General features: G+C 39.3%; 25 protein-coding genes. 5 read left to right on the forward strand and 20 right to left on the reverse strand.

The window, feature by feature from the left end; all coding sequences use genetic code 11:
* Positions 1-74 precede the first annotated feature (74 nt).
* The gene (locus ACXAEO_RS13080) at positions 75-836 is read left to right on the forward strand and encodes a MerR family transcriptional regulator (protein WP_474881653.1); all 762 of its coding nucleotides are present in this window, start codon (positions 75-77) and stop codon (positions 834-836) included.
* A gap of 134 nt (positions 837-970) precedes the next feature.
* Here the strand turns inward: ACXAEO_RS13080 and ACXAEO_RS13085 are convergent, their stop codons facing one another.
* Positions 971-1,546, reverse strand: a complete 576-nt coding sequence (locus tag ACXAEO_RS13085; protein ID WP_474881655.1) for an EamA family transporter — start codon at positions 1,544-1,546, stop codon at positions 971-973.
* 30 nt (positions 1,547-1,576) lie between these two features.
* Here ACXAEO_RS13085 and ACXAEO_RS13090 point away from each other — a divergent pair, with 30 nt between their 5' ends.
* A complete protein-coding gene (locus ACXAEO_RS13090; protein ID WP_474884144.1) occupies positions 1,577-2,236 on the forward strand; it encodes a LysR family transcriptional regulator substrate-binding protein in 660 nt (219 codons plus the stop codon).
* Positions 2,237-2,312: 76 nt separating this feature from the next.
* On the opposite strand, the gene ACXAEO_RS13095 is transcribed toward ACXAEO_RS13090, so the two are convergent.
* Positions 2,313-2,783 (reverse strand): FixH family protein, encoded by a 471-nt coding sequence (locus tag ACXAEO_RS13095; RefSeq protein ID WP_474881659.1) that lies wholly within the window; start codon positions 2,781-2,783, stop codon positions 2,313-2,315.
* Between the two features lie 14 nt (positions 2,784-2,797).
* On the reverse strand, positions 2,798-4,171 hold the full coding sequence (locus ACXAEO_RS13100; RefSeq protein ID WP_474881661.1) for a PepSY-associated TM helix domain-containing protein: 1,374 nt from the start codon (positions 4,169-4,171) through the stop codon (positions 2,798-2,800).
* Between the two features lie 248 nt (positions 4,172-4,419).
* Between ACXAEO_RS13100 and ACXAEO_RS13105 the strand changes: the two genes are divergently transcribed.
* Positions 4,420-5,913: a flotillin family protein gene (locus ACXAEO_RS13105; protein ID WP_474881664.1), complete on the forward strand. Its 1,494-nt coding sequence runs from the start codon at positions 4,420-4,422 to the stop codon at positions 5,911-5,913.
* A 118-nt stretch (positions 5,914-6,031) separates the two neighbouring features.
* Here ACXAEO_RS13105 and ACXAEO_RS13110 read toward each other — a convergent pair whose 3' ends face one another.
* From ACXAEO_RS13110 to gdhA, 13 genes are all read right to left on the reverse strand, one after another.
* Positions 6,032-6,709 (reverse strand): GntR family transcriptional regulator, encoded by a 678-nt coding sequence (locus tag ACXAEO_RS13110; protein ID WP_474881666.1) that lies wholly within the window; start codon positions 6,707-6,709, stop codon positions 6,032-6,034.
* Between the two features lie 602 nt (positions 6,710-7,311).
* Positions 7,312-8,886, reverse strand: a complete 1,575-nt coding sequence (locus tag ACXAEO_RS13115; protein WP_474881670.1) for an ROK family protein — start codon at positions 8,884-8,886, stop codon at positions 7,312-7,314.
* Positions 8,883-9,971, reverse strand: a complete 1,089-nt coding sequence (locus tag ACXAEO_RS13120; protein ID WP_474881672.1) for a DUF917 domain-containing protein — start codon at positions 9,969-9,971, stop codon at positions 8,883-8,885. Before ACXAEO_RS13120 ends, ACXAEO_RS13115 begins: the two co-directional genes overlap by 4 nt.
* A gap of 22 nt (positions 9,972-9,993) precedes the next feature.
* Positions 9,994-11,304, reverse strand: a complete 1,311-nt coding sequence (locus ACXAEO_RS13125; RefSeq protein WP_474881674.1) for a cytosine permease — start codon at positions 11,302-11,304, stop codon at positions 9,994-9,996.
* An 80-nt stretch (positions 11,305-11,384) separates the two neighbouring features.
* A complete protein-coding gene (locus ACXAEO_RS13130; RefSeq protein WP_474881676.1) occupies positions 11,385-11,972 on the reverse strand; it encodes a TetR/AcrR family transcriptional regulator in 588 nt (195 codons plus the stop codon).
* A 150-nt stretch (positions 11,973-12,122) separates the two neighbouring features.
* On the reverse strand, positions 12,123-13,130 hold the full coding sequence (locus tag ACXAEO_RS13135) for a proline racemase family protein (RefSeq protein WP_474881679.1): 1,008 nt from the start codon (positions 13,128-13,130) through the stop codon (positions 12,123-12,125).
* Between the two features lie 24 nt (positions 13,131-13,154).
* Positions 13,155-14,435 carry a TRAP transporter large permease gene (locus tag ACXAEO_RS13140; RefSeq protein ID WP_474881683.1) on the reverse strand — a complete coding sequence of 427 codons (1,281 nt, stop codon included), beginning with the start codon at positions 14,433-14,435 and terminating at the stop codon, positions 13,155-13,157.
* Positions 14,420-14,932, reverse strand: coding sequence for a TRAP transporter small permease (locus ACXAEO_RS13145; protein WP_474881686.1), 513 nt, complete (start codon positions 14,930-14,932; stop codon positions 14,420-14,422). Before ACXAEO_RS13145 ends, ACXAEO_RS13140 begins: the two co-directional genes overlap by 16 nt.
* Positions 14,933-14,946: 14 nt before the next feature.
* Positions 14,947-15,975: a TRAP transporter substrate-binding protein gene (locus ACXAEO_RS13150; protein ID WP_474881689.1), complete on the reverse strand. Its 1,029-nt coding sequence runs from the start codon at positions 15,973-15,975 to the stop codon at positions 14,947-14,949.
* Positions 15,976-16,007: 32 nt separating this feature from the next.
* Positions 16,008-16,682, reverse strand: a complete 675-nt coding sequence (locus ACXAEO_RS13155) for a GntR family transcriptional regulator (protein WP_474881692.1) — start codon at positions 16,680-16,682, stop codon at positions 16,008-16,010.
* 348 nt (positions 16,683-17,030) lie between these two features.
* Positions 17,031-17,339, reverse strand: a complete 309-nt coding sequence (locus ACXAEO_RS13160) for an ArsR/SmtB family transcription factor (protein ID WP_474881695.1) — start codon at positions 17,337-17,339, stop codon at positions 17,031-17,033.
* Positions 17,340-17,619: 280 nt separating this feature from the next.
* Positions 17,620-18,552 (reverse strand): manganese-dependent inorganic pyrophosphatase, encoded by a 933-nt coding sequence (locus ACXAEO_RS13165; RefSeq protein WP_474881698.1) that lies wholly within the window; start codon positions 18,550-18,552, stop codon positions 17,620-17,622.
* Between the two features lie 420 nt (positions 18,553-18,972).
* On the reverse strand, positions 18,973-20,355 hold the full coding sequence (gene gdhA, locus ACXAEO_RS13170; RefSeq protein ID WP_474881701.1) for an NADP-specific glutamate dehydrogenase: 1,383 nt from the start codon (positions 20,353-20,355) through the stop codon (positions 18,973-18,975).
* 147 nt (positions 20,356-20,502) lie between these two features.
* Here gdhA and gltC point away from each other — a divergent pair, with 147 nt between their 5' ends.
* Positions 20,503-21,414, forward strand: a complete 912-nt coding sequence (gene gltC / locus ACXAEO_RS13175; RefSeq protein ID WP_474881703.1) for a glutamate biosynthesis transcriptional regulator GltC — start codon at positions 20,503-20,505, stop codon at positions 21,412-21,414.
* 126 nt (positions 21,415-21,540) lie between these two features.
* A complete protein-coding gene (locus ACXAEO_RS13180; RefSeq protein WP_474881705.1) occupies positions 21,541-21,810 on the forward strand; it encodes a hypothetical protein in 270 nt (89 codons plus the stop codon).
* 84 nt (positions 21,811-21,894) lie between these two features.
* Here ACXAEO_RS13180 and ACXAEO_RS13185 read toward each other — a convergent pair whose 3' ends face one another.
* Genes ACXAEO_RS13185 through tenA form a run of 4 tightly spaced genes read right to left on the reverse strand, consistent with a single transcriptional unit; the run spans position 21,895 to position 25,112 of the window.
* On the reverse strand, positions 21,895-22,923 hold the full coding sequence (locus ACXAEO_RS13185) for an ABC transporter substrate-binding protein (RefSeq protein WP_474881708.1): 1,029 nt from the start codon (positions 22,921-22,923) through the stop codon (positions 21,895-21,897).
* Entirely contained in the window at positions 22,920-23,672 is a 753-nt protein-coding gene (locus ACXAEO_RS13190; protein ID WP_474881710.1) for an ABC transporter permease, read from the reverse strand. Before ACXAEO_RS13190 ends, ACXAEO_RS13185 begins: the two co-directional genes overlap by 4 nt.
* Positions 23,669-24,445 (reverse strand): ABC transporter ATP-binding protein, encoded by a 777-nt coding sequence (locus ACXAEO_RS13195; protein WP_474881712.1) that lies wholly within the window; start codon positions 24,443-24,445, stop codon positions 23,669-23,671. The genes ACXAEO_RS13190 and ACXAEO_RS13195 overlap by 4 nt, the downstream gene beginning before the upstream one ends.
* Positions 24,438-25,112 carry a thiaminase II gene (gene tenA, locus ACXAEO_RS13200; RefSeq protein ID WP_474881714.1) on the reverse strand — a complete coding sequence of 225 codons (675 nt, stop codon included), beginning with the start codon at positions 25,110-25,112 and terminating at the stop codon, positions 24,438-24,440. Before tenA ends, ACXAEO_RS13195 begins: the two co-directional genes overlap by 8 nt.
* Between the last annotated feature and the right edge of the window lie 3 nt (positions 25,113-25,115).

Raw genomic sequence — 25,115 nt, forward strand, 5'->3', positions numbered from 1 at the left:
TTCAAAAAATGATTTACCTTCTCTTGACTATAACGTTGCGTCATAGTTTAAGGTAAAGATGTGAGGTGATAAACTTGTACAAAATTAAAGAGGTGGCAGAATTTGCTGGTATTAGCGTACGGACACTGCACCATTACGATAAAATTGGCCTTCTTACTCCGGCAGAAATTGGCGATAACGGTTATCGGTTGTATGACGAATCTGATTTGCTCCGTCTTCAGCAAATTCTCTTTTTTAAAGAACTCGATTTTCCATTACAACATATTAAAGAGATTCTCAACGCTTCAAGTTTTGATTACAAAAAAGCGCTCCATACACATAAGAAAGTGCTGACAGAAAAGAAACTTCGTCTTGAACGAATCATCCGTTCTATTGAACAAACGATGGAATCTATCGAAGGAGGAAAAACGATGTCAAAGAAAGAAATGTTTGAACCATTTGATATGAAAAAAATTGAAGCGCATCAGCAGCAATACGAACAGGAAGTGAAAGAAAACTATGGTGGTACAAAAGTATATGAAGAATCCTACCGCAAAACTTCCACTTATCAAGAAGAAGATTGGCGACGGATAAAAGAAGAAAGTGAATCTATTTATAGACGCATTCTTGACAATATGGAGAAAGGAACGAGTCATGAAGATGTTCAAAAGCTAATCGGGGAATTGCGCCAGCATATTACAGACCACTTTTATGAATGTACTATTGATATTTTCCGTGGACTTGGTGATTTATATGTGAACGATCCGCGTTTCACGAAAAACATCGATAAATATCAGCCTGGCTTAGCCTCTTTTTTACGTGAAGCCATGCATGTTTATTGTGACCGAGCCAACTAATTCCACCTTCACTTGCTTTGCACCCTAGAAGAAGCATTTAGGGAAGTGGTGAAAAGAACCGATTTTTCACCACCTTCTCGCTTCTTTATCTTTTGAACGTTGATGAGACCTTCGGTTTTTCTATGTGGCTAAAACTAACTCCATGCTTGCTCTTTTGATGATAGAGAAGTTCGCTTACTTATGTTTCTAATATATAGATTGTTTCCAATTAAACTAGCAATTGTGATCGAAGCACCTATCAGTTCAAACGCTGTTAAATGATAACCTTGAATGAGTGAGATAATAAAAGTCGTGACCGGAATCACATTCATAAAGAGAATACCATTTATCGGTGTAATCATTCTGTTACCGATTTTCCAAACAAAAAAGGCTAGCACACCAGCAATAAACGCCGTATATAAAAGGGGACCGGAAACATCTTTAATCATAGAGAGGGTTGGAACTTGCAACCAGTTAGCTGCTGTTGCTCCCCCTACTACGATGATAATCGAAAAAGTTCCATAAATAGATGTTACTGTACTGTATCTTAATGGTGACCATTCCATGAAAGAACTTCCTCCCATCGTGTAAATGACAAAACATAAAGCACCTGTCAAGATGAGCAAGTAAGCGAATAGATTTCCATCCTCTGATACAAAAATACTTAAATCCCCTTTAGAAATAACCAGAACTACACCTATTAGGCCGGTTAGCATAAAGAAAAGCGTCATGAGTGGAGGAACGACTCTTTTCGTTACTAAATTGACAATAACTCCAATGAAAAAGGAGAAGCTGGAATGATTAGGATGGGTGCTATTGAACCGACCGTCAGCTTAATACTATCCTCCGTGATTATTCCCTTTTTAGAGAAAAGCCCTCAAGTTCAATTCGAGTTAGAAGTCGGAAATACGAATAACATTAGTGACCGCGTCGCAAAGGGCGAACTTGATTTTGCCATTTGCTCAACCCCAGCGGCGGACGCAAATCTATTATTTACACAGTGGGCGGAAGAGACTCTTGTGGTTTTAATGCCAGAACATCACCCTTTAACGAAAAAAGAGGTGATTCATATTACGGATATACAGAGCGAACGTCTTCTCTTTCCTGGACAAAATAGCGCTTGCCGAAGTGTATTGGAAACCCATCTGATGAAAAATGGAAAAAGTCTTTATTCTAGCATCGCCATTGGAAGCACTGAAGTATTAAAGAAAGCTGTTAAGCAACATTTAGGACTTGCCATCGTCCCTCTTATTTCCGCTGATCCTGGCTCACACGGTACTGTATTACGTAAAATAGATGACATACCACTCCGTTATCCTATTGGATTAGTTCAACGAAAAAAGCAAATGGCTGGAAGTCTTCATACTAAATTGCTCGATGCTCTCAGAATGGAAATGACTTCCTGGAGAATTCCATACTAAAAAAATCACCCTCATTCAAAAAAGCATCTGGTTAATATACAGATGCTTTTTTGAATAGAGTTCTTTTACTTATGATTTAATGATGTGCTTCACTATGTTTTTTTTCTGTTTCAATCCCTTTTTTCAAAACTTGCACATCACTTTGAGAAAGCTCACCGACAATAAATTGCTTTTTTGGCATAATAATCGAATCATTGTTGCGTGCATGAACTTTTATATAATACAATCCTTCATCTTCAAACTTTTTACTTACGCTATATATTCCTTTTCCTTCTTTTTTCACTTGCTCCATCTCATATTTGACGGTCCCGCCTTGTTTCCATATTTCCACATAAACATAATCAGGATCTTCAATTTTTTCCCCGCCTTGGGTCAGCATCACCTTTATTGTCTCCTCTTTATCAGTAGAAAGGGAAGCAGGTATAATAATGTCTGATTCAAGAGGCGTTTGTTGTTTATATAAAGTAGCAACACCTTGTTGAAGCGAGCATGCACTCAGCAAGACAACAGCGATTAAAAGGAATAAAATTCGTCTATTTGTTTTCACAGAAACATCCACCTTTATGCATTTAGAAATTTTTTCACTGCCGATATTCGCTGAATCATGAACAAATCAATCATCCACACGACAATTAAAGAGACACCGACTAAAGGAAACACAATCCCTAAAACGATTAATAAAATAAGAAAGAATTTCATGTTTTTTATGCTAGCAGCTTTCGGCGCACCTAGTCCTTTTTGAGGTTTTCGTTTCCACCATAAATAACACCCGCTAACGGCGACAAATATAATCCCTAAACAAATAAAAAGACTGATTAATTGATTAATAAAACCAAATTCCGTCCCTTTATGTAAAGTAATGCCCCAAGCTACTATTTTTCCTATTACCCCGTAATGGTCATAACGGTAATCAGTAAGAACCGCCCCGGAATATTGATCAATATGCATCGTCACTTCATCTTGCGCTTTTGGCGGGAAAGCGGACAGCGTGTACACACCCTCTTTTTCACTTGGGATATACACTTTATAACTTGGATGTATTCCTTCCCGATTCGCTATACTTACGACATCATCTATAGACAAAGGAACTAACCCCTCTACTTTTGAAGCGGGTACTTCTAACGCTTCTGCTGCCCACGGGACTTCTGCGATATCTTTTGATTGAACGGTCGATGTTGGCGCACTTCCTACCCAAACGGAAGGCGGATATCCTGCTCCTGAATTGGTCGCTAACAATTGAAAATTATTCCCCCAAAAACCTGACCAAGGCAAACCTGTCATCACTAAAAATAAAATGCCGGCTGTCAGCCAAAAAGCTGGTACAGCATGCAAATCTTTCCTAAGAATGCTTTTCCCTTTATTTAATCGCGGAAACAGAACACCAGACAAACTTGGTTTCTTTTTCGGAGACCATAAATAAAGACCTGTCACAATGAGCACGATTGTCCAACATGCGGCTAACTCGACTATTCGATCGCCAATCGTACCGGCCATTAATTCCCCGTGAATTTCCTCAATTTTATCCATAATTCGCTCTTCATTATTTAACTCACCAATGACCTTCCCTGTATATGGATCGATAAAAATCGTAAAGGAGCCATTATCGGATGAAATCCTGACTTCGCTTGAACGTGCAGCGTGTTCTCCTGGTCGATATGCCGACACTACCGCATCAGGATATTGCTCTTTTACTTCTTCAATTTGTTGCGAGGCTGGTATTTTCTCTCCTTGTGGAGTCACTTCATAGTACTGTTGGTAAAGCATTTGTTCAATTTGCGGCTTAAATAAATAGATAGAACCTGTTACTGCCAGCATAATAAGAAAGGGTGCAAAAATAATACCAGCATAAAAATGCCATCTCCATACGGTTTGATACAGAGAAGCATTTCGTTGTCCTTGCTGTTGGGTCTCCATAGTTTTTTCAATCTTTTCCATTTAACTTTTAATCCCCTATCATCATGTAATACATTTCACAACATTCATCATATAAAATAATTGTGAGAAAAATATGAAGTCCTCTGACAAAAAGAATATTCCAAATTTTGAAACCTTTTTGTCGTTTAATTCGTAATGATAGATGTGTTGATCAACAGTTAAAAAAATACTTTGAGCAATTGCTTCCATAATACTTTGTACAAAGTTATTTAGCGCTTATAACAAAAGATCTTAAGGAGGACGCACGAATGTTAAGTTTTTTTGGAATTCTTATGTTCTTTATTCCAGTGTTAATTATCGCCGCTATTGGCGGTGCAGCGTATTTTTTCTGGGTGAGGCATCGTTATCGAACCGCAAAATCTAACCAAGCTTTAATTATTACAGGACCGAAACTAGGTGACCCAGAAAAGGAAACGAATATTTTTACCGATCAAGAAGGACGATCGATGAAAATTATTCGAGGTGGCGGATACCGACTAAGACGCTTCCAAACTTCTACACCGGTGAATCTCACATCCTTTCAATTAAAATTGTCTACACCAAGAGTGTATACAAATGGCGGTGTTCCTATTGTCGCTGATGCAGTAGCGATGGTAAAAGTCGCTGATACACTAAACGGCATCGCCAATTATGCTGAGCAGTTTTTAGGCAAAAAACAAGAAGAAATTGAAGCGGAAATTATTGAGGTGCTTGGGAGCAATTTGCGTGCCATCCTTTCAAAAATGACGGTCGAAGATATTAACAGCAACCGAGAGAAATTTAACCAAGATGTATCTGAAGTAGCTCAAAAACAGCTCGACTTAATGGGCTTTAAAATTACCTCATTAGGTTTGACAGATTTGCGTGATGCCGATGAAGAAAATGGCTACTTAAAAAATTTAGGCCGACCTCGTATAGCAGAAGTTCGTAAACAAGCAGAAATAGCTGAAGCAAACAGCGAACGTGAAACACGAATTCACCGAGCACAAACAGATCAAGAAGCAAAAGAAGAAGAATACAAACGCCAAATTGCCATTGCACAATCGAAAAAAGAAAAAGATATTAAAGACGCAGCTTTCAAAGAAGAAACAGAACGTGCTCGTGCCAAAGCAGAACAATCTTACGAATTAGAAAAAGCCAAACTCGCAAAAGAAGTAAAAGAAGAAGAATTAACATTACAGTTCCTCGAACGTGAACGTGCTGTTAAGCTCGAGGAAGAAGAAAGTAAAGTTCGTAAAACAAAAGCGGATGCCGAATACTACGAAACCACACGAAAAGCTGAAGCAGAAGCTCGTAAAGCGGAGATTGACGGAGAAGCGAAAGCGAAAATACGCCGAGAAGAAGGCTCTGCTGAAGCCGACGTCATCCGCGAACGCGGGAAAGCAGAAGCCGAGGCTCGCAAGCTATTAGCTGAAGCAATGGAAAAACATGGTGAAGTGATTATTGCTGAAAAACTGATTGAAATGCTCCCTACCTTCGCAGAAAAGATTGCCCAACCGCTGAACAATATTGAGTCAGTTAAAATTATCGATTCCGGTAACGGTCACGGCGTCCCTTCTTTCGGAAAAAGCATTACTAAAACGATGGTCGATATGCAAGAACCATTAAAAGAAATGACCGGCATTGATGTTGGAGAATTGTTAAAGACATATGTCTCTAAATCGGGCGGTTATGTAAATCATGATATTGCTGTACAAGTGCTCCCTGAAAATCATTCAGCTACTAGCGAAACAGAGTCTTCGAAGGATGAGCATAAAGCTTAAAAATCTAAAAAAGAAGCTATTTGAAAAGAGAGATCTCTCTTTTCAAATAGCTTCTTTTTTAAGCTTCCTGTCATGCTACCTTCGCATCATTAGAGACTACTTGATGGAATAAACAATCTTAAAACAAGCTTTCCAACGATTGATACTGCATTTTATCAATTTTTAATTCTTGCAAACTGTTATCTAGGTGTTCGCTTAACAGTTTAAGTAGCTCCTTTTCATTTTGTTGACTCATCAATTCCACCATCCTTTGATGTTCCTTGTAATTTTTCTCACTTTCCAACTGGGAGTAATTAAAAACATCGTACATTAATAAATATACATTGATTTGATTAAAAATAGTTTCAAGAAACTCGTAAAGAAAACGATTCCCTCCTTTTTCTGCTAAGAAGAGATGAAATTCTTTGTTAAGAGAAAGGTATGTGTTAATCTCTTGTTTTTCATATGCTGCTTGTTCTTTTTCAACGAGTTCGTTCAACCTTTCAATATCCGTATCATGTACGTGCACCAGCCCATTTTTGACAGCAATACGTTCTAGTTCTTTCCTCATTTCAAATGCTTCGATCATTTCTTCAAGCGTCGGCTGAATAACAAATGCTCCTCGATTTGGCGTAATACTAACAAGCCCTTCTGCTTCAAGCTTCTTAATCGCATTCCGAATCGGAGTTCTGCTCACATTCAGCTTTTCCGCAATCGTATTTTCAACAAGCTGATTGCCTGGAGGAATTTTCCGATCTAAAATGGCGCTTTTTAATGAATCATATACAACCCGCTCCATCGATTTTTTTTCACTCATCCTATATTCCCGCCTATCCTTTAATCTCTTTAACATTATTTTACCATAAACAGGTGACCTTGTATTACTAACACGCTCTCCTCCACCCCTTCGAAAAATTGAGCACAAATGAAAAGGAAAAACAAATAGTCAACAAAATTGTTCTACAATTTTGTTGACTATAATCGTTGACCATGATAAATTAAATATCGTTGTTGCATAATCATTTTGAAAATGCCAAGAAGCTCCCACTTCTTGGCATTTTGCATCCGTAAGAAATACATAAAACCTATTAGAACATCCTTGATATATATTGTTAGGAGAGAAATGAACCATGATACAAAAAAATGAACAAACTAAGTCCATCTCTATGCAGAGATATACGACTTCAAAAAATACTACACAAAACAAACCATATAACAACCGTGAATCCTTTCTTCCTCAATTAGCAAGGGCCATTATCTTTTACAAATAAGAAACATAGGCTCACACTCTATGCATTTACTGCAAATAACTATTTTTCTATTTAACTCATCCCCAAAACACTTGTCTAAGCCGTCCGCTTTTTTGAAGCAGTGTCAAAGAGGATGTTCCCCTTTGACACTGCTTCCTTTTAAAGAGAATTACATAAATTCAGCCCCAAATGGAGAAACCTGCAAATCGCCTACCACTTTCATACGAATAAGCAACGCATTTCCTGGCAAATAAGCGAGCGGAATATCTTCAACCGATACGACCGTAATCGTTTGTTCATCAGCTCCCGCTTTTACTGCTTCAGCAAAAGCTAATGTCCGCGCTTCTTTTATCGCTTCTTCCCGCTCCATCTCATCTAAGCTGTAAATGCGTTCAATTTCCCCACTTACTTGTCCAAGAGCTGCTCCAACCGCATTCGCTGCATCAAAATGCGGCGGTCTAATGACGTCTGAAATACCTTTTAATGAATCGGGAACGATGATGCTTCCCCCTCCTGATAAAATGAGCGGAACATCTTTAGCGCTCGTTTTCATTTGATCAATCCCATCCTCTAACATCTCCGTCATCGTTTCGTATACTTGTTGGCAAAACGCTAGCGGCAATTGGGCAACTTTCATCTCTTTATCTTGAAAAGCCTGTCCTAAACGTGTCACAATATCGGAAGCTGTCAGCACTTCGCCGCCGAATATAAGCGCTTTTCTCGTAATCTCATAACCGACACTCTCCGGCCCTATTACCACGTCTCCGTCCGATTCAACAATGCGGGTTCCGCCGCCAAGGCCGATAGCTAAAATATCCGGCATCCGAAAATTGGTTTTAACGCCGCCAATTGTCACCGCTAAAGATGACTGGCGAGGAAATCCTTTTGTTAATACACCAATATCGCTCGTTGTTCCGCCAACATCGAGCACAATCCCATTTTCTAATCCTGATAAATGGGCAGAGCCCCGAATTGAATTTGTCGGACCGCAGCCAATTGTAAAAATTGGATAGCGAAGCGCATAAGCCACATTCATTAACGTCCCATCATTTTGACTAAAAAACATTTCTGCTTCAATTTGGAGATGGCTTAACGCCTTTGAAAACCCGTGAATTACCATCTGTCCCGTCGTCATTAAGGCAGCATTCAAAATAGCCGCGTTTTCCCGCTCAAGCAATCCAATACTGCCAATCTCATTGGAGAGAGAAATCGGGATATCACCTAACTCCTCTTTCACCCAAGCAGCAACTCTCTCTTCTTGTTCTTTATTAACTGGCGCAAATACACCTGAAATGGCGATGCTCTCTGCCACTCCTTTTATCTCTCGGCAAAACGTTGACACTTCTTCCCTATTCAATTCCGCAATCAATCGACCGTCAAACTCATACCCGCCGGAAACAATTGTGGAGCCTGCTTCAATTTGCTTTCTTAATTCTTCTGGCCAATCTGTAAAAGGGGGAATGGCGGTTGTTGCAGGCTTCCCAATCCGAATTACCCCTACTTTATTGAGACGCTTACGCTCAACAATCCCATTTGTGCAATGTGTCGTTCCAAGCATGGCATATCGAATAGCCCGACGCTCTACTTTGCTTTCCCTTACCACTTTTTCAATGGCTTCATAAATTCCACTTTCCACATCCTTTGTCGTTGGCACTTTTACCGTATGCACGACTTGTAAAGAGGCATCTAGTAAAGCCGCATCCGTATTTGTTCCTCCGACATCTATCCCTAATCGATACATCATTTTCTCTCCTTCTGCACGTCTTCTACTGGCTGATAATCAAAATCGTACCCGAAATAACGAGGGCCTGCTGTTTCAATTCCTTTTACTGTTCTCCATTTCTCATGGCAAGGAAAGGCAACCACTACAACACGCGCCCCGTATTTCATCCGTTCCGTTGTAATAGGAAAGCCCGTTTCCGCATCTAATACGGCAATTAAGTCAGGCGTCGAACATAAAACATGATCTCCTTCTTTCGCTACTAAATGCTCATTTTGAAAATAGATGGTCAACTCTTTTCCTTGATCGCGGCGACTTCCTTCAAACTTGGCGCTTCCCTTCGTAAAACCTCCGCTAAGTCTTCGTTCCACATCCGCAATTTTCCCTTCAAACAAGCGATATCCTTGCAGTTCCTCCAACATTTTTTGAATCCCAAGCTGCTCGTTTCCTTTATGATCCAGCAAATATCCACCAATCTTTTCAGCTAAGGTCAAGGTGTGGGGAATAGCACTGCTTTTTACTTCTTTTCCTAGTAAACTATAATCACAAACAGAAGCACTTCCTCCCATTTCAACCGTAATGACACGTGCTAATCGTTCCGACCATACCCCGTCCCGTGGATAGAGCACAACTGCATTTCCTTTTTCATCCCCCATTGTAACAGGCGATGGATCGAAACCATCCAAATAGAATGTCACCATTTGCGCTTCTGGAAAAGCACGTCCCATCGCATCGGCATCAAGCATCGGTAATCCCTTCTTGGCCGCCGCAACAATTGGAAACAATGAATTAATGCCCCCAACTTCAATGGGCATGACGACATCTACTTTTCTCCCAAGTACCTCTTCTAATTTCTCAAGCGGGGCTGTTACTTCAATTTCTGACGGTAGCTTTTCAAGCGTTACCGTTGGCGCCCCCATTCCCGACACAGGAACGACTAAGTGATAATCATCAAGCTCTTCTATCGAGATTAAAGGAACCGGTCCATACTTACGAATGGCTTCTTTGGCCATTAACTTCCCGATATAAGGATCACCGCCTCCCCCTGTCCCTAAGACTGCCGCTCCTAATGCTATTTTTTCTATTGCTTGTTCATCAATATATCTCATTTATTGATCTCCTCTTTTTTGTTTATTGATCAATTTCGATTTGTTGCACAGAAGCTTTTTGATGAAAGAATTTTCCTCCAATCGCTTGAATCACAAATCCAGTCAAAAACCCATCTAGGGACGGAATGGTTGTTAACGAAAATAATTGTAAGCCTGCCGGCTGTGCGGTCGTAAAATACGTGACAAGCATCCCGATCACCCATGCGATGATTGAACGACTAACAATTGTTTTCGCTTCCATTTTATTTTCGTAGCGTTTAAACTCCTCTTTAACAAGATAGAATTCTGACACATAGATTCCGCCAATTGGGGCAATGACGATGGCTAATATATTTAAAAATGAAATGAATTGATCGTAAATACCGAGAACGGCCAAACTCGTCGCAACCATTCCTAAAAGAACGGTTAACAGCTTTTTTGGAACTTTTGTAAAAACGAGGGAAAACCCTAGAGTGGAAGAATAAAGATTACTTGTATTCGTTGTCCATTGCGCTAATGTGAGGACTAAAACACCTGGAATCGCGAATCCTAATGCCATGAAAATGCGCATCATATCATCTGTTCCCATGGCCTTTGAAATAAGAATCGCAACGACAATCATGAAGCTGTTTCCAATAAAAATCCCGAAAAAGGTGGAGATCACAGCGTCTTTTTTACTTTTTGCCCAACGAGAAATATCTGGTGAAATGGTAGCCCCAACAATGAAAATGCTAATAACGAGTGAAACCGCACTGCCGAATGTAAAAGAGCCGATGTTTTGCACTTCACTAGGAATTGAATTTCCTTTTAATACAAGAAATAATGTGATAATCATGAGGCCTAACAAAAACGGCACAGACCAGACGCTTAATTTTTCAATCGCCTGAAACCCATAAATAGCGGTTGTCATCATCAGCATACCACCGATAAAAGAGAGGATTTTGACGTTGATGGATAATCCAAATGACTCTTGTAACACAATTTGAGCATTGTCTGCAAAAAAACCAACCTGAACACCAAACCAGCCAAGCAATGAAATGCCAAGAACAATGGAAAAAACTAACGCACCATACTTTCCAAAGACATATTTTGTAATCATAGAAGTAGATAAATTAGTCGAAGAGCCGACAACAGCACAAACCGTACATAAAACCGCTAACAGAAGAGACCCGACACAAACGGATAAAATTGCTTCATGTACCGGCATCCCGCTCGCTAATTCAGCTCCTAATAACACAGAAGACAAATCGACTCCGATAGCGACTAATACGGAAAACATGGCAAACCAATTTTTCCGTAAATGTTTTGGGACGGCTTCCAGCTCATAATTTAAAGTCTGTTTTTCTTCTTTCATTGTTTATCCTCCCCATTTTTTAAATTAATTGAATACACAAAGCTTTAAGTGCCGGTCATTCATTGGGAGATACGTTGTCATTATTCATCGTTGCTGCAGATTCCGTTCCAATAGATGCTCCACACTTGCTCGAAACGTCTTTTAAATTTCTCTTCTGGATAATAAAACAGTTCCAAAAAGATGCCATCCATTAAACAGAGAAACGAAACGACCAAATCTTCAAGAGGCTGTTTTTTTAGAACGCCTTCTTCCATTCCTTTCGAAAACACAACTGATAAAATCTCGGAATGAAGCTCCTCTATATCATGAAAGATTTTACTCACTTCGTCGTTTAAATTAGGCGGAAGAAAAAAAACAAGCCTTGTATATGATGCTGTTTTCTCTTGCTGACTTAAATGATAGTCACAAACATCTTTTAACATATAATAAAGTCTTTCCTTTACAGCTTTATCTGCCATGTTCTCTGCTGTTTGTTTAAGATAAGCAAAATGATCTTCCACCAAATCTTTGTAAACAGCGATAAACAAATCTTCCTTGCTTTTAAAAAATGCGTAAATGGACGGGGTTTTAATCCCCACTTCCTTTGCAATACTAGAAAGAGTCGTTTTTTCATATCCTTTTTCAGCCAGCTGTCTGCATGCCACTTCTTTAATTTTATTTTTTGTCATACTCTCACCACCTAACTAATTTCGTTAGGTAGATTATATTGTTTATTTTTAAAATTTTCAATATATTTTTTATTTAGCGAATTAAATAGACAAAAAAAAGAACATGTGCAAATGACCGCACATGTTCTTTTTTCCTTAACTTGATTTGACTCAATCGACCATAAATCCATGCTTAAACGGATCATTAGAATCGATTAAAATGTTATTAAACCCTGTAATAAATGCAGATCCTGTAATTTCTGTAACATATGCCTCTTTATCTCCAAGCTGTACTTTTTCGGTTGCTTTCCCATAAAATTTTCCGCCTACGAACCCTTCGCAAATGACTTCCTGCCCAATCTCAAGTTCTCCTCTTCCTACCATTCTAGAAACCATAGCGGTTGTTCCTGTCCCCCCTGGAGAGCGGTCCGCTTGATTCTCACTGAAAATATGGACATTTTTATACGTCGCTTCAGGCATTGTAGGTTTGCCATAAAACGTAACAATATCAATGTGATTGATATACGGTTTTGTCGGATGTTGCACCTTAACCACTTTATTAACCTCTTCTTTAATAATTTTCGCCATCGCTTTTAACTTTGACCCATTTGAAACATGAATTTTTTCACCTAACTGCTCAATATCAACCCACGCGAAATAATTACCACCAAAACTAATATCTACTGTAACCTTTCCAAGTTCTCCTGCATTAATGACAACGTCTCGCTTTTCAAGAAATCCTGGGACATTTTTAAACGTTACAGAAGTCACTCGATTATTTTCCACTCTGACGCGTGGATAAACAAGCCCTGCAGGTGTTTCAAGGACAAGTTCTGTGATTTCACCTTTTACTTCAACGAGGCCTGTTTCAACGATTGCCGTTGCCACTCCTATCGTTGCGTGTCCACACATATTTAAGAAATTTGCATTATCCATGTAAATAACTCCAAAATCGACTCCCTCCTGTAATGGCGGAAGAAGGACTGCTCCAAACATATCACGGTGCCCTCTTGGCTCTTGGATGAGTGAGTTTCGGAACCATTGATAATGTTCGGCCATATAATCTCTTTGCTCTGCCACTGTTTTCCCTTTTAGTTTTAATAACCCACCATTAATTACTCTTGTCGGCTCTCCAAATGTATGCGTATCAATCACTTGTACCACATTTGTAAAATTCATTTTTCATTCTCCTTTTATATAAAATTATGGAATAATTAATCTTGGAATATATAACATGACATCGGGAATGAAAATCATCCCGATTAATGCTACAAACAGTACTAATATAAACCAAACGTTATATCGACTTACTTGCAACATACTGACTTGAGCAATAGCAGTTGTTATATATAGTCCACTTGCGACAGGCGGTGTTTGCTGCCCGATTGCCCACACAATGATAACGACCATTGCAAATTGCAAAGGGTCAATGGCTGTAGCTTGAACGAGCGGCAAAAAGAGGGGAACAATGACAAGAACCATAACTGTTCCATCAAAGATGAATCCTCCAATAAATAAAATCAAACTGGCTATCAGCATTAACATAATAGGATTTTCTGAAAATGCCATTAGCGGCTCCAGCATCATTCGTCCAATCCCAAGTGCTGAAAACGAAAACCCGAGAATTTTTGCCGTAGCTACAATAAGCATAACCAGCGCAGTATTTAAAACGCTTTCATTTAAAGCTTTGATAAAACCTTTCCATGTTAATTGTTTATAGATCAATCCGGCACCAATTCCACAAAGAACCGCAATGGCAGCAGACTCAGTAGGTGTTGCAAAGCCAGTTAAAATCCCACCCATAATCGCGACCGGTACAAATAATGCCGGCAAGGCTCTGATAAAGGTGTTAAACACTAGTCTCCATGAAAATGCTTCTTCTCTAAAATCATACTTTTTCTTTGTTGATATAATATAAACAGCAATTATAAACCCCATCGCAATTGCTATGCCTATCGGTATACCAGTAAGGAATAAACTAGCTACCGATAACCCAGATATTGACCCATAAAGGATCATAGGCACACTAGGGGGAATAATAATTCCAAGTGATGATCCAGCAGAGGTGACCGCTGCCGCAAAACTCGGAGAATATCCTTTTTCCTTCATGGCAGGTATCATAATTTGCCCCACAGCTGCACTAGCCCCTGCTGCTGTTCCTGTAATAGCTCCGAAGAAAACGGAAGCTACAACATTTACGATGCCTAATCCACCCCTCACTGTCCCTATAATGGAAAGAGCAAAGTTAATCAAACGTACAGAAATTCCCCCATGATTCATTAAAGATCCCGCTAGCATAAATAATGGAATTGCTAATAACGGGAAACTGTTGGTACCTAAGTAAAGCTGTTGGATAATGACTTCCAGTGTCATATTTGAGTAGAGCATGAGGAATAAAACTGCCGTAATTCCCAGTGTAAAAGCTATTGGTACACCAATGGCAAGCAGAACTAGAATTGTACAAAGCATTAAAATTGGGAGCATTCTTCATCCTCCCCTTTACTTTTTGCAGGACTTCTTTTTTCTATTATATGGGAGATAATTTGAGCAATAAAATCTATTAGCATTAAAAGAAAGCTAATCCAGATAATTGAATATGGGAGCCACATAGGGAGACCAGAAACTGGCATTTTTATATCTCCTGTCTTCTGAATAAAGAAAAAGCCCCAGTAACACGTCATACTCAAAAAACAAGCGACTAATGCTTTAGAAACGATTAAAAAATACAGTTGAATTCTTTTTGGAATTCTACTCTCAAGAAAATCCATCTTTAGATGACTTCCTTCTACTGTACATTGGTATGCACCGAAGAAAGTAATCCAAATCATTGCCACTAATGATAACTCTTCTGGCCAAGACAAGGGACTGTTAAGAAATTTCCTTGTTATCACTTGTATCAACAAGATGGTAAACATGATAAACATAAAGAAAATATTCAAACTTTTTATCGAAGTATAAATGAAAAGTCGTGTTTTCTTCATATTGTATCAACCTTTTACTGTGCCTTATTTATTTCATCAATTAATTCCTGGGCGTTACCACCAATCCCCTTCACTACATGGTCCCAAACATTTTTTGTGGCTGCTTGAAAAGGCTTTATCTCTTCCATTACTGTGACTTCCATGCCTTTCTCTTCAAGCTCTTTCACCATTTTTGCATCTTGCTCTTTATTCATTTCGCGATTTAAATCCCTGCCTGCTTTTGCAGCCTCAAGTATTATTTCTTTTTGCTCTTCATTTAACATATCCCATTTCGAAGTATTGATAAAAAGTGTTGCTGGTGAATAAACATGATTTGAAATCGTTAAATATTTTTGTACATCATAGAACGATGAACTATTTACAACAGAAAGTGGATTTTCTTGTCCGTCAATAGACCCTTGCTGCAGTGCTGTAAATACTTCGGACCATGCCATTGGCAAAGGACTCGCTCCTAAAGCTTTAAATGTCTCAATCCGCACATCACTTTCTGGCACCCGAATCTTCAAACCTTTAAAATCTTCCATTTTTGTAATTGGTCGAGTGTTATTCGTAATTTGCCTAAAGCCATCTTCCCAAAATGCCAAGTAAGTTAAGTTATGCTCACTCAATTTCTTCCCAACTTCTTCTCCAACAGGACCATCCAGTGTTTCCCAAGCATGCTCTCGACTGCTAAATATGTAAGGCAAGGAGAAGATATCCATATATGGATTCAATTGAGATAATGGTGTAGAAGAAATTCCGATATCAATTGTTCCAATTTTTACTCCTTCTTGAATTTCTCTTCCTGATGCAGCCAAAGACCCGTTCCCATGGATTTGGATGTTTACATCTCCATTTGTTTTTTCCTCTACAATCTCTTTAAATTTCTTAGCTCCATGCCCCCATGGATGATCATCGGGCAATTCATAGGCAAAACTTAAGGTTACTGCATCTTTCTGAATATCCGCATTTCCACTCTCACTGCTGCATGCCGTCAATAAAAGTGCACTGGTAAACAAAACAGGGATTACCGATTTCAACCTAGACTTTCTCTTTTTCGTCATAGCATCTTCCCCCTTTTATAATCTTCAAATGTCTATTCAGATGACTGTATTTTTCTCATGTCTTCTAAAATAACGTTTTCATATTCAGAAATTCCTTCCAAATGTTTTGTCACTACTGCCTTTACCATTTTTTTATCTCTTTTTTTCAAGGCATTTAAAATATCATAATGTTCCTCTATGGATCTTTGTGCTAATTCTGGTCGTGAAATAAATGAATACCTAAAGCATTCAATATAGTCTTGCATATTATTAAGTATAGATATAATTTTTGGAAGGTTGGAAGCTTCATTTATCATACGGTGAAACTGGTCATTCATGTTCATAATTTGCTCAACATTTCCTTGCACCATAAACTCCTTGGATTTATCTAGTAAAAGACTTAGTTGCTGTATATCTCCGTCTGAAAGGTTATCCACAGCTTCGCATGCAGCAATTGGCTCTAATTGTGACCTAATCATATGAATTTCACGTATACTATCATGTCTCACTCCTGTTACTAAGCAATAGCGTCTTGGAAAAATTTCTACAAGTCCTTCTAATTCTAATTTGTGAAAGGCTTCCCTTACAGGTGTTCTGCTCACTCCTAATTTTTCCGCTACCTCCTTTTCACGTAGTTTCTCTCCTGGCTTGATTTCTTGAGAGAGAATCATTCTTCTCAATTCAACAAAAGCGTTTTCTCTTATTAGCGTAGTTGATAACTTTTTCATAGTCATGTCTCCTTTGTATTTGTATTATATGACATATTGTATCCCAGTTTCAATTTATATTTCAGAAAATTTAAATTTTTCTTACTGCACATTTCGACACGAAATACATCTACATAATGACATGATTTCATCTACAATTGTATATCCAAAAGGTAGTTATTATCGCAGAATGAAAAGTGGGAACAAATCGTTTATAGATAGTACACTTAATAACTTTACATCTACGCTACTTCACTTGTGCAAAAAAGTTCACCATCAATTATTGAGATCACTTCAATAGATTTTTAAAGGAGCAAAATAAAACCCCCGCTGCTCTAATAGCAAACGAGGATTCATCCAACAATTATTTTATTTAAGCTCACAAGTCGTTTCAATTTTATGAATGAGGAGTTTTAATAAGGAAACCGAGTCCTTTAAAGCTAATGAGTAATAACGCTGTGTTCCTTTTTGTTCAATGTGAACGAGCTTATTATCACGCAGCACTTTTAAATGATGGGAAATAGCCGGTCTTGATAAATGGGATTGGTCGGCAATTTCCGTCACTGTTAGCGCCTCATGTTCAGCCAATAATAAAATGATATCCTGCCTTGCGGAATCCCCGAGCGCTTGAAAAATAGGCGTACAGGCTCGGAAAACATCCAATACTGTTTCAGACATCGTTTTCTCCCTCTCTATACATTTTCACTTCCTATACACATAGCACTGCAACATGAATGTTATCCATCATCCCTTTTTAGCTTGCTTGTACAGCAAAACCTTGTTAGCAGCTATGCGATATGCCCTATGGAAACATCTTTATATTAGTTTAAACATTTAAACATATGAACTAGTAAAGAAACTATAACCAATTTTACTTATGAAGTCAAGGCATGTTAAAGTCGACACGACATGCAAAGAGGCGGGTCATTGAAAACAACCCGCCTTCTTCTATCATAAATTAAAGAGCGTTGAACGTATCTGTTAAAACCGGAACAATTTGCTTTTTGCGTGAGACAACGCCTTGTAAAACTGCTGTATTGTTCTCTAATGTAACATTATAAGCTTTTTCTACAACATGCGCTTTGTTTCCAAGTGCTAATGCAACAGAGTTGCTATTTAAAATATCTGTAACCACTAATAAGAACAAGTCTAATTCCTTCTTGGCAATGACTTGAGAAAGCTCGTCTTCTAATTCCGCTTGACGTGCGATTACATCGTTTGTATCTACTGCGTTTACTTGAGCGATTTCGACTTTGCTTCCACCCATTTCAAATTCTTTTGCATCAAGGGAGATAAGCTCCTTCACAGTTTTGTCGCTTAAATCCGCTCCCGCTTTTAGCATTGCTAAGCCATAGCTCTCTACATCTACTCCAGCGATTTCAGCCAATTCACGAGCTGCTGCGATATCTTGCGCTGTGCATGTTGGAGATTTGAATAATAAAGAATCCGAAATAATAGCGGACAACATTAAGCCAGCGATTTCTTTTTCAATCGCTACACCGTTTTCTTTATACATTTTATTTAAGATTGTCGCTGTACATCCAACTGGCTCACAACGATAGTATAACGGATCGCTTGTTTCAAAATTCGCAATACGGTGGTGGTCGATAACCTCTAACACGCGGACTTCTGTAATGTCCTCTGCACTTTGCTGGCGCTCGTTGTGGTCAACTAAAATGACGTTTTTCACTTCGCTGGCAACCTTTTCAACTAAACGAGGTGCTTTTGTTTGGAAGTGGTCGAGTGCATATTGAGTTTCGCCATTTACTTCACCTAAACGAATCGGCTCAACATTCATCCCTAATTTCGTTTTTAAATCAGCATACGCAATAGCAGAACAAATTGAATCTGTGTCTGGATTTTTGTGTCCTAAAATAAATACTTTTTCCATTTCTCTACTCCTTGATCGTTTCTCGTAATATGATGGAACGTTGCATCCTTTTTATGTATAGTTCGACACAAACAATGGTCCGGTCGAGCGAGTAATCGGAAGAATGAAGGATGTTTGTTCCTCTATCCTATTTTAGCAGATATTGAACATCTTTGACTTTATAAAGGTATCATTTTTTATGATGGATTTCCACCTCGAAAGCTACTATTTTTTAGTCGGAAAGAAAAAAAACTATCTCCTTAGGAGAGAGCGCATCTGACTATTCTTCTGGGCTTCCTGTGACATACAGAACTTCCTCACCCACAAGCAATGAGCTTTTATCAATTGAAATCACTCTCAAAAGTCACAACAAAAAGGCCATTAATCAGTGGCCTTTCGTCATTGGACAACACTTTATCCTTTTTCTGTTACAACTAAGTTTTATATAACTCCTTGCTCAATCATCACATCTGCTACTTTTACAAACCCTGCGATATTAGCGCCGACAACTAGATTCCCTGGCATATCATAATCTTCTGATGCTTGCATGCTTTTACGATAAATCTCTTTCATGATGACCTGTAATTTCATCTCCACTTCTTCTAGCGTCCAAGCAAGCTTTGCACTATTTTGCGCCATTTCTAACGCAGAGACAGCAACCCCGCCTGCATTTGCCGCTTTGCCAGGAGCAAATAAAACATGTTGATTCATAAACAAATCAACGGCTTCTTGCGTAGAGGGCATATTTGCGCCTTCGCCCACTGCTTTTACTCCATTAGAAACTAACATTTCTGCTGCTTCCTTGTTTAACTCATTTTGTGTTGCACATGGTAAAGCGATATCGCATGGGATTGCCCAAATGCCTGAGCACCCTTCTTGATAAATAGCATCTGGATGTTCTTTGACATATTCAATCATCCGTTTACTTTCTACTTCTTTCAATCGTTTAACCGTATCAAGGTTTATCCCATTTGGATGATAAACATAACCGTTTGAATCACTACATGCAACTACTTTTGCCCCAAACTGCATCGCCTTTTCCATTGCGTAAATGGAAACATTTCCCGATCCTGATACGACAACCGTACTTCCGTTAAAGCTTAATCCTCTGCTTTTAAGCATTTCTTCTACAAAATATACCGCTCCATATCCTGTCGCTTCTTTTCGGCCTAAGCTGCCTCCGTAACCAATGCCTTTTCCAGTTAGAACACCTGCTTCATACGCACCTTTTAATTTTTTATATTGCCCGAACATATAACCAATCTCTTTAGCTCCTACTCCTATATCCCCAGCGGGAACATCTGTATCCGGACCGATATGTTTGCTAAGCTCTGTCATAAAGCTCTGACAAAAGCGCATGATTTCTAAATCCGATTTACCTTTTGGATCAAAGTCAGAACCGCCTTTTCCCCCGCCTATTGGCTGCCCTGTTAAAGAATTTTTAAAAATCTGCTCAAACCCGAGAAATTTAATAATACTTGCGTTAACAGACGGATGGAACCTTAATCCTCCCTTATAAGGTCCAATTGCACTATTATATTGGACACGATATCCACGATTTACTTGTACATTCCCTTGATCGTCCACCCATGGAACTCTAAAAATAATCATTCGCTCTGGTTCGATCATTCTTTCTAGAATTGCTTGTTTCATATAGATCGGTTTTTTCACAAGGACAGGCACTAAAGAGTCCAGTACTTCTTTAACAGCCTGCTGGAACTCCCATTCATTCGAATTACGCATTTGAACATTTTGAAACAACCGGTTTACGTACTCTTTCACGATTTGCGTTTCATTCTCTTTTACTTTATCTAACACTTTCATAACATTCAGCCCCTAAATTTATTTTAAAGTTCGGAAAATTTTATTTTCTCATAAGGTGTTTTCATTTTATAATTTTATAATTAATAGTTCCAATATTAATTTTCGATGAAATTGATGTGTTAAACGCATTAAAATGGAGTGAGATAAATGGAAACGAGACAAATTAAATATTTCCTAGAAGCAGCTAAAAGAGAGCATATAACCGAGGCAGCAGATGCCTTGCATGTTGCCCAGTCTTCCGTTAGCAGACAAATTTTCAATTTAGAAAACGAATTAGGTGTAGAACTTTTTATACGTGAAGGAAGAAGCGTCAAACTAACTCCTTTAGGCAGAATTTTTTTTGAGCGGATGAAACAAGTTTGGAATTTGATGGAGGATGCAAAGAGAGAAGTAGAAGAATATTTAAATCCTGAAAAAGGGACCGTGCGAATTGCATTCCCCATTAGCATGGCGGCTCATACATTGCCTTCCATCATTTACTCTTTTCGCACTCGGTATCCGGAAGCTAAATTTCAAATGAGCAATGCACTTTATGATGACTTAATCGACGGTGTTGTAAATGGTGAATTTAATTTGGCCATGATTGCACCAATGCCCAACCCAGAAAAAGAGAGGAAAATCAAAGGAGCGACGCTTTTCACAGAAAATATCGTTGCTCTCATCCCGTTTCATCATCCATTAGCTGACCGGACATCGATTAGATTACGAGAGTTAAAAGATGACCCTTTCTGCGTCTTACCTGAAGGATTTATATTTCGCAAACAAGTTGTTCAAGCATGTAATAATGCTAACTTTTCGCCACAAATTGCCTTCGAAGGAAAAGATATTGATGCACTAAAAGGATTAGTCTCTGCAGGCTTAGGTGTTGCATTAATGCCAGAGATGACTTTGGTCGATAATACACCGCGTTCCACCGTCATGATTCCAATATCAGATCCAGGTCTTACAAGGACCGTTGGGGTCATCTACCCAACTCAACGTGAATTGCTTCCAACTGAAGCCTTGTTTTACGACTTCCTGCTTGAAACTTACGAACGATTAAATGACTTTCGAAATTAAGCGAAAACCGAACCGTTTTATCGTTCTTGAACCGGTTGCTCGTTTATACAGAATAAAGCTGTTTTTTTGGGTAAACTACGAAAAGAAAGCATTCATTCTCATCTTACACATGAAAGGGTGTTTTTATTGAAGGAAAAAGATCAGCAAGCATACAGTGATTTTTCATCCGTCGAAAAAAGTCATGAGTACCTTATTCCTGAAGAGTTTCCAGATGGCCCTTTCGGATCGCCTGTCGACCGAGAACTTGGCAAGTCTACACCGTGGGAGGAAGGGCAAAGGCGATACAGTGCATTTAATTACGAATATAAAAACTTGCATGAAAATACGAAGCGGCTGGATCCAGGATCTCATTCGCCCCATGACAACCCTAACGCACACGAAACGAACCCAGAATAAGAAAAGCGAACTTCTATTATCCAAAAAGGGGGTGTAATGGCAAAACTGCCATTACACCCCCTCATATTGTTGTGCTTGTTTGCTTTAATCTGTTATATGAACAAACAGTTCCTCTGCAGCTGGTTCTTTTTCAATCAATCCTGATTTTTTTAGCCATTCACTTGTCTCTTTCCACGATGCTTCACTTTGGCTACCGAACCCTTCTTCCGATTTCATTTTCGGTAATAAAATAGCTAAGCTTTGCTTTTCCACCTCTTCTACTAGCGGGAAATTCGCCTCATCTTGATGACTTAACAGAATTTGAAGTGCCTCATCCGGCTGCTGTTCTACAAATTCAAACCCTTTCACTGCACCGCGCCAAAACGCTTTAATCGCTTCTTGTTCTTTCTCCCATGTTTGATCGCTTGTTACCGCTACTAATTCGTAATAATTCGGAACACCGTACTCGGTCGGATTAAAATAGCGCGTTTCATAGCCTTTATGGTTTAACACGGGCACTTCATGATTAATATACGCCCCAATGACAGCATCTGCTTTTTCACTTACAATCGATGAGCCTAATTCAAATCCCACATCAACCATGCTCACTTGATCTGGATTGCCTCCATCGTGCTCGACCATCGTTTTTAACAACGATTCATTCAATGGGATTCCCGGGTAGCCAACTGTTTTGCCTTCTAAGTCTTTCGGTGTTTGAATGGGGCTGTCTTTTAAAAACACAACATGATTTAAAGGTGAACGAACAATTGCTCCAACAGATTTAACTGGGACATCTTCATTCGCACGCGCCATGACCACATCTGGCTGGTAGTAAAAGCCTAATGTAATCTTCCCTGCAGCTGCCAAGTTTAATGGATCGGTTGGATTTGCTGGAAACTGAATGTTTACCTTTACACCTTCCTCTTCAAAAAAACCTTTTTCTTGTGCAGCATACAAAAAGCTATGAACAGCATTTGGATACCAATCAAGCATAATGTCCACTTCTGTTAGTTCTTTTCCATTCTCTTGCGCTTCCTCTGTAGACGTACCTTCATTGCTCGCTTCCTTTCCGCCACATGCAGCAAGCAACATGATTAGCAATAAACTTACACTAAACGATAACCACTTTTTCATTCTGTTTTCCTCCATCTCAATGATTTTTTCTCGAACGCTGTCACAAGTAAAAATAAAAGAATGCCAATCGCCGATAACACAACAATTGGAGCAAATACGCCTGCTCCATCAAATTGGGTCATCATTCGGCGACTAAAATAACCAAGACCCGCCTGTGCCCCGAGCCATTCCCCAATAGCTGCCCCGATAACACTTAACGTGACGGCTACCTTTAAACCTGAATAAAAATAGGGCAAAGCAGAAGGAACATTTAACTTGAAAAAAATATCTTTTTTCGTCGCTCCCATCGTAACGAGGAGTTCTTTTAGTTCTTTACTACTTGAACGCAATCCATCAAATGTGCTGACGGTAATTGGAAAAAAGGTAATTAAAACTGTCACAACTACCTTGCTCCAAATGGTGTACCCAAACCATAAAACGAAAATGGGGGCAAGCGCGATAATCGGAATCATTTGAGAAGCGATAAGGATTGGATAAAAAGTCCGTTCTGCCACTTTGCTCACATTCATCCAAATTGCTAAGCCAACCCCTAATAGGATGGAAATCATAAGACCCATAATAATAATTAACAGCGTTGCAGGAAGATGTTCCAACAACAGCACAGCTTTTAACTCCCAAAGCTTTGCCATAATGCCTGAAGGTGAAGGCAAAATAAAGGTCATATTGACCGCCCTTGCCGCTATTTCCCACATCATTAGAAAAGCAATCACCAGCACGGAAGAGAAAAGGTAATCTTTCCACAGCTTCATATGTTCACCTTCCATCTCAGCTGATCAATTAACTCATTCTTTAATTTAAGAATAACTGGGTCATTTAAATCCCGATGCTTCCTTGGTCTGCTAAGAGGAACCTTTACCTCCTCGAGCTTTTGCAGCGGCGTATTAGTCAAGATGAATATGCGATCTGACAAAAACAATGCCTCATTGACATCATGAGTAATAAACAAAATCGTTTTTTTTCGTTTTTCCCATTGCTCCAACAGCCATTCTTGCATCGCCAACTTCGTAATCGCATCAAGCGCGCTGAACGGTTCATCTAATAAGAAAATGTTCGACCCACTCAAAATCGTTCGCAAAAACGACACTCTTTGCCTCATTCCCCCTGATAAATCAGTCGGATAGCGATATTCGAACCCTTTTAAGCCAAACTCCTCTAACAACTCCAGCACTTGCCTGTGTGCGTCAGCTTTCCTGACCCCTTTTAACTCGAGCGGTAAGGCAGCATTTTCAATAATAGTACGCCATGGCATCAACAGATCTTGCTGAGGCATATAACCAACACGACCAGAACGGTTATGAGAAACCTCACCATTCAGGCGGATTTCTCCTGAAATGGGTTGCTCAAGGCCTGTAATCAGTCGAAAAAGAGTGCTCTTCCCAGATCCGCTTGGCCCGATAATGCTAATGAATTCCCCGTCAGCAATCTGGAAGTTCAAGGAGTCTAACATGTGAACAATTTGCTCTTTTGTTTCTTCTTTATAATGAAAAGTCACATCGTTAAACTCCAACACGACCTTACTCATGGACCGGCCACATCGCCTCGTTGTAAGACATATCCCAAAACATATATTCAAAACGAGTTGTGTTCAAAAAGATGTCTTCTAACTTAGCGAGTTCCTCTTCTCGTTTTCCATCTGTTAATTCATCCAAAAGATTGATGCACCATTGCGTTAAGCTTCCAAACTCTTCTGAACTGTACATTTTCACCCACTCCCCATATAGTTCGTGATCCGGAGCTCCAGGCAGCTGACTTAGTTCTTTTCCAATTTCCCAATAGCTCCACATGCAAGGCAGTAACGCTGCCACCAACTCTGCAAGCGTTCCGTTTTGGCTGACATGTAGCATATAATGCGTATAGGCTAACGTAGTCGGGGAGGGCTGCGCTTCTTCCAACTCTCGTTCCGTAATGCCAAATTTCGCGGCATATTGACGATGGAGCGCCATTTCACCGTTCAGTGTAGCATCGAGCAATCCCGCAAATTTCGCCATCGTCTCCACATCACTTGCTTTAACTGCACCGATAGCAAATAGCTTCGCGTAATCAATTAAATATAAATAATCTTGAACCATAAAAAAGCGAAATTTCTTTTCATCAAGTGTTCCTGCTCCCATTTCCTGAACAAATGGATGGGCATGATTTTGACGCCAAATTGGCTGTAGTTTTTCCTGTAAACGTTCACTAAATTTCATGAC

The organism is Bacillus sp. ABA4_010 (assembly GCF_056159105.1).